Below are 5,485 nucleotides of genomic sequence, written 5' to 3'. Positions count from 1 at the left end.
TCCAAAACCAACATCCCGATCTCGCCGCCTGAACATCCAGACGGCTGTTTAAGCTATCGAAATGAGGGGTCCCTTTTAGACGCCGATCACCCCGCTAACGGGGTCCTTTTTGCACGCCGATTCACAATCTCGACGTCTGGCTCGATGCTCTGCCCAGCGGCACCTCGCTGGTCGGCGAAACCCAGAAGATGGTATTGAACACCAACTGGAAGCTGCCGGTCGAAAATGTCTGCGGCGATGGCTATCATCTGGGCTGGGCCCATGCCGGGGCGATGATGGCGGTGCAGCCGATGGACCTGTCCGGCCTCAGTGTCGGAAATTCCAGCGCCAACCTCGAAGGCGGGCTGTCGGTAGCCGGGCTCAACGGCCACATGGCGCTTACCTCGCTCGACGGAGTATCCGGCTATGCTTTCTACCCCGATCCGAAGCCGATGCTCGACTATCTGGAGGCCAACCGGCCGACCGCGATCGAGCGGCTAGGCAAGGCCCGCGGCGAACAGCTGTGGGGCTCTCAGATCAACATCACGATCTTTCCCAACCTGCAGTTCCTGCCCGGCCTCAACTGGTTCAGGGTCTACCATCCCAAGGGACCGGGGCAGATCGAGCAATGGACCTGGGCCATGGTCGAAAACGAAATGCCCGAAGAGATCAGGGCGACAATCCTCGACAACCAGTGCCTGACCTTCGGGCTGGCCGGCCTGTTCGACAACGACGATGGCGACAACCTTGCCGCCTGCACCGAACAGTCGCGCGGCTGGCGCACTTCGCAGATGGATGTCTACACCAACATGGCGCTGGGCCGCTCCGGCGCGCGCGAAGGCTTTCCGGGCGACATTGCCGCCGGCCTGGTCAGCGAACACAACCAGCGCTACTTCTATCGCCGCTGGCAAGAACACATGCAGGCCTCGAGCTGGAGCGACGTTCCCGCCTACAATCTCAATTCGCTGGCATCGCGGGAGGCTGTCGATGCTTGACGTACGCCCCCAACCCGCCCTGCATGACACGGTAACCGCCCTTACCCAGCGCCTCTTCCATGAGGCGCGGCTGCTCGACGACGAGCGCTTCGAGGAGTGGCTGGAGTTGCTGTGCGAGGACGTGTCCTACCATATGGCGCTCAAGAGCCGTCGCTTCCGGGCCGATCGTTCCGCCCCGATCGCGGTCGGCGCGGGGAATGTCTTCAACGACAATCTCGCCCGGCTGAAGTTGCGGATCGATCGCCTGCGCTCCGGCTTTGTCTGGGCTGAGGATCCGCCGAACTTCGTGCGCCGGGTGGTCTCGAACGTCGAGGTTTTGGACGCGGACGAGCCGAACGAAGCGGTGGTTCATTCGGTGGTGGTGATCAACCGGAACCGGATCGACGGGCAGACCCGGTTGCTCACCGCCGGACGCACGGATCGCTGGCGCAAGGGGGGGCGAAAGCTTGCTTCTCGCTGCGCGCGAAATCGCGCTCGACCATTCGGTGCTGCCAGACAGCAACGTCAACGTATTTTTCTAGATCAATACAACGGGAGACGATGACCATGCGTATGGAACGGATCGGCCGCGAGCCGGAATTTTCGCGCTACATGGACCTCAAGGAAGGCTGGCTCGATCGCCGGATCTTCAGCGACGCGGAAATCTACGAGGAGGAACTGTACCGCATCTTCGCGCGATCCTGGCTGTTTGTCGCCCATGAAAGCCAGCTGCCCAAGGCCGGCGATTTCCTGACCACGCATATGGGCGAGCACGCGGTGATCGTTACCCGCCAGCCCGACGGCTCGATCAAGGTCTACCTCAATTCTTGCCCGCATCGCGGCAACAAGGTCTGCTTCGCGGATGCCGGCAACACTCGCCGGTTCGTCTGCAATTATCACGGCTGGGCCTTCAACACCGCCGGAGAACTGCAGGGCATGCACGAGGAATACTGCTACGACGAAGGCGACATCGACCGCAAGAAGAACGGACTGCGGCAGGTCGCGCGGGTCGGCAGCTACAAGGGGCTGGTGTTCGCCACCTTTGCCGAGGACGGCCCCAGCCTCGACGCCTGGCTCGGCGATTTCCGCTGGTACCTCGACATGCTGCTCGACAACGAGGAAGGCGGCACCGAACTGATTGGCGGCTGCATCAAGTCGGTGATCAGCGCAAACTGGAAGTTCGGGGTCGAGAACTTCATCGGCGATGCCTACCACGCGGGCTGGACCCACGATTCGGGCTGCCGGTCGATGAACAACGGCCAGCCCTTCCCGCCGATCGACATGGATAATTCCTACCATGCCAGCGTCAATGGCCACGGCTGGGAATTCGGCACCGAGGGCGTGGGCGATCTGTTCCTGCTCGGCCGCCCCAAGGTGATGGAATATTACGAGAAGATCCGCCCGAAGATGGCCGATCGGCTGGGCACGATGCGCTCGCAGATCTTCGGCTCGGTGGCCTCCGCCTCGATTTTCCCGAACGTCTCGTTCCTGCCGGGCATTTCAACCTTCCGGCAATGGCAGCCCAAGGGTCCGATGCAGTTCGAGCTCAAAACCTGGGTGATCGTCAACAAGGCGATGCCCGACGACATAAAGGACGAAGTGACCAAGGGCGTGATGCAGACCTTCGGCCCCGGCGGTACATTCGAGATGGACGATGGCGAAAACTGGGAAAACTGCACCACGGTCAACCGCGGCGTCGTCACCCGCCACGAAAGGTTGCACTACCGCTGCGGAATCGGACGCCAGATCGATCACGATACCCTGCCGGGGATCGTCTATCGCGGCCAGTACAACGACGCGAACCAGCGCGGCTTTTACCAGCGGTGGCTGGACATGATGGAGGCCACCGATCTCGGCGCGATGCCGCCGTGGCCCGAACCCCGCCTGACCGGGGTGGCCGAAACGCGCGACCTTCCCGGCCTGTTCGCGCTTTGAGAGGATATTAGACCATGAACCAGACCACCACTCTCGAGCGCCCCCGCACTGGCGCAACCGCTTCGCTGGAAGTGACCCATGCCTTGACCCAGACCCTCTATCGCGAAGCGCGCTGCCTGGACGATGAGGACTATGCTGGCTGGGTGGCGATGCTGGCCGACGACCTGCATTATCACATGCCGGGAATCGAAACCCGCTATCGCCGCGATACGACCGATCAGGTCACCGACCTGACACGGATGGCCTATTACAACGACAGCCTCGGCGAGATCAAAAAACGCCTCACGCGCCTGGAAACGGGCACGGCATGGTCGGAAGATCCGGCCACGCGCTACACCCACATCGTCACCAATGTCGAAGTGGAACACACCGACAAGGCGGATGAGTTCAGGGTGTTCTCGAACTTCTACGCCTATCGCAACCGCAACGAACGTGACGAGGATTCGCTGATCGGCAGCCGGATCGACATCTGGCGCGAGACTGGCGGTGCCTATCAGCTGGTCAAGCGCCGGATCATCCTCAAGCACAACGTGATGCTCAGCAAGAACCTGAACATCTACCTCTAGTAATTCCCGGCGCGACATCGGGTGAACCCGTCTGTCGCGCCGTTCAATCAAAAGACAATCGGACGCTCCCCGCATCCGCGGGCAGGTGCCCAAAATCGGAGAGAAGCCATGGATGCTCTGCGCTATTTTCTGGTCCCCGCCATGACCCTCACCGGCGTTGCGGGTTTCATCCTCGGCGGCCGTTCGTCTGGCTTGGCATCGCCACCTTCGCGGTGCTGATGCTACTGGATATCGTCCTGCCGAGCGATCACAAGGCGCGCTCGCGCGGGATTGCACTGGTTGCCAATATCGCGATTTACTTGCAATTCCCTTTGATGGTTGCACTCTATCTGGCGTTCGCGAATTCGGTGGCGACCGGAACCTACCCGATCTGGGGAACCGATGGTTCGGCATGGCAATTGATCGGTTCGATCGCCAGCCTGGCCTGGCTGTCGGCTGTCCCGACCCTGCCAGTGGCGCACGAGCTGATGCATCGCCGCCATTGGTTCCCACGGGCCGTGGCCAAGGGCCTGAGCGCCTTTTACGGCGATCCCAACCGTGATGTTGCTCATATTGTCACCCACCACGTCCATCTTGACACCGCGAAGGACAGCGACACCCCGCTACGCGGCCAGACGATCTACAGCTTCGTGTTCCAGGCGACCTGGGGTTCTTACAAGGACACCTGGGAAAAGCAGGGCGAAATCCTGTCGCGTCTCGGACATTCGCCGTTGAGCTGGCGCAATGCCATGTGGCTCCAGCTGGGGCTAGTCGGCGCGATCATCCTGGGAGTTGCGGCGGCGGCAGGGCCGATCGCCGGATTCGCCACGGTTTGCGCAATGTTCTTTGCCAAGATGTTCGTCGAAGGCTTCAATTATTTCCAGCACTATGGCCTGCTGCGCGTGGAAGGCGATCCCATCGCGAAACACCACGCCTGGAACCATCTTGGCATGATCGTGCGTCCGATAGGCGTGGAAATTACCAACCACATCAACCACCATCTCGACGGCCACATTCCCTTCTACGAACTTCAGCCCGAGCCGAAGGCGCCGCAGATGCCTTCGCTGTTCCTTTGCTTCCTGTGCGGCCTTGTCCCGCCCGTCTGGCACCGGTGCATCGCGCAGCCGCGGTTGAAGGACTGGGATCTGCATTTCGCTTCGCCAAGCGAGCGCAAACTAGCGATGGCGGCGAACGTACAGGCTGGTTGGCCAGCCTGGGCCACCACCGACTGACAGTTCCACCCGCATGGGGGTTTTCCTCTCCGATTGCCTCCATGTAGCCTTGGCGGGATCCCTTTAACGGGGATCCCGCTTCTTTCTTACAATTACTTCATGTCCATGCAAGGCGACCAATTCAATGTTCTCATTCCTCAAGAAGCAGCGATCAAGCAAGGTCAGTATTGCCGGAGAACCGGCAATCCTGGAGATCCCACGAGGCAAAACGCTGCTTGAAGCGATGCTGGCAGAGGGGCTGGCCATGCCGCACGACTGCAAGGTCGGTTCATGCGGCACTTGCCGGTTCAAACTGATGGACGGCAAGATCGGGGAACTGAGTCCTTCGGCCCTGGTTCTCGAACGCGATGCGCTTTCACAAGGGTACCGCCTGGCATGCCAGGCGATGCCGCGCTCGGACCTGGTCATCGCACTTGATGCCCCTTTATCCCGCCAGCAGGCTGTGGAAAGTTTCACTGCGACCATCGTTGCCACGTCCCGGCTTTGCCCGGACATCATCAATCTTGTCGTCGAAATCGATCGCCCGATGCAGTTCTCGCCGGGCCAATATGCCGACCTCACGGGACCGGGCATGGCCGAACCGCGCAGCTATTCCTTCGCATTCGCCCCCGAACGAGGAGAGGCACAGCGGCTCGAATTCCATGTCCGGCACGTCCCCGGCGGCCTCTTCACCGATTGGCTGTTCGGTGAAGATTGAGGTGGTGCCGGAAATTCGGACAGGGTGTTAAGCTCATCCCGACCTGAAGGAATGGACGGGAATGAAGACGACGAGAAAGCGCTACAGCGCGGAGTTCAAGGCGAAGGTTGCGATGGAGGCAAT

Annotated in this window: 6 protein-coding genes; all 6 read left to right on the top strand. The window is 61.0% G+C overall.

All coding sequences use genetic code 11. The annotated features are described in order from the left end of the window. Nucleotides 1–119: 119 nt before the first annotated feature. The 6 genes from ACFQ24_RS04550 to ACFQ24_RS04525 all read left to right on the top strand — a co-directional run bounded on the left by ACFQ24_RS04550 (nt 120) and on the right by ACFQ24_RS04525 (nt 5,362). Nucleotides 120–974 carry an RHO alpha subunit C-terminal catalytic domain-containing protein gene (locus ACFQ24_RS04550; protein ID WP_380909309.1) on the top strand — a complete coding sequence of 285 codons (855 nt, stop codon included), beginning with the start codon at nt 120–122 and terminating at the stop codon, nt 972–974. Beyond that, nucleotides 967–1,518, top strand: a complete 552-nt coding sequence (locus ACFQ24_RS04545; protein ID WP_380909305.1) for an aromatic-ring-hydroxylating dioxygenase subunit beta — start codon at nt 967–969, stop codon at nt 1,516–1,518. The genes ACFQ24_RS04550 and ACFQ24_RS04545 overlap by 8 nt, the downstream gene beginning before the upstream one ends. A 47-nt stretch (nt 1,519–1,565) precedes the next feature. Beyond that, a complete protein-coding gene (locus ACFQ24_RS04540) occupies nt 1,566–2,888 on the top strand; it encodes an aromatic ring-hydroxylating oxygenase subunit alpha (RefSeq protein WP_380909303.1) in 1,323 nt (440 codons plus the stop codon). A gap of 14 nt (nt 2,889–2,902) precedes the next feature. Next, entirely contained in the window at nt 2,903–3,454 is a 552-nt protein-coding gene (locus tag ACFQ24_RS04535) for a 3-phenylpropionate/cinnamic acid dioxygenase subunit beta (RefSeq protein WP_380909301.1), read from the top strand. 218 nt (nt 3,455–3,672) lie between these two features. Next, on the top strand, nt 3,673–4,665 hold the full coding sequence (locus ACFQ24_RS04530; protein ID WP_380909307.1) for an alkane 1-monooxygenase: 993 nt from the start codon (nt 3,673–3,675) through the stop codon (nt 4,663–4,665). A 124-nt stretch (nt 4,666–4,789) separates the two neighbouring features. Then, on the top strand, nt 4,790–5,362 hold the full coding sequence (locus tag ACFQ24_RS04525; protein ID WP_380909299.1) for a 2Fe-2S iron-sulfur cluster-binding protein: 573 nt from the start codon (nt 4,790–4,792) through the stop codon (nt 5,360–5,362). Nucleotides 5,363–5,485: the final 123 nt, after the last annotated feature.

The sequence above is a fragment of the Sphingobium olei genome, from assembly GCF_042678845.1.
GTDB classification, from domain to species: Bacteria; Pseudomonadota; Alphaproteobacteria; order Sphingomonadales; family Sphingomonadaceae; genus Sphingobium; species Sphingobium olei.
This window is presented reverse-complemented; position numbering and strand designations above follow the sequence as displayed.

Coding starts and splice junctions, on each gene's coding strand:
- ACFQ24_RS04545 (WP_380909305.1), top strand. CDS start 967: ATGCTTGACGTACGCCCCCAACCCGCCCTGCATGACACGGTAACCGCC.
- ACFQ24_RS04540 (WP_380909303.1), top strand. CDS start 1,566: ATGGACCTCAAGGAAGGCTGGCTCGATCGCCGGATCTTCAGCGACGCG.
- ACFQ24_RS04535 (WP_380909301.1), top strand. CDS start 2,903: ATGAACCAGACCACCACTCTCGAGCGCCCCCGCACTGGCGCAACCGCT.
- ACFQ24_RS04530 (WP_380909307.1), top strand. CDS start 3,673: ATGCTACTGGATATCGTCCTGCCGAGCGATCACAAGGCGCGCTCGCGC.
- ACFQ24_RS04525 (WP_380909299.1), top strand. CDS start 4,790: ATGTTCTCATTCCTCAAGAAGCAGCGATCAAGCAAGGTCAGTATTGCC.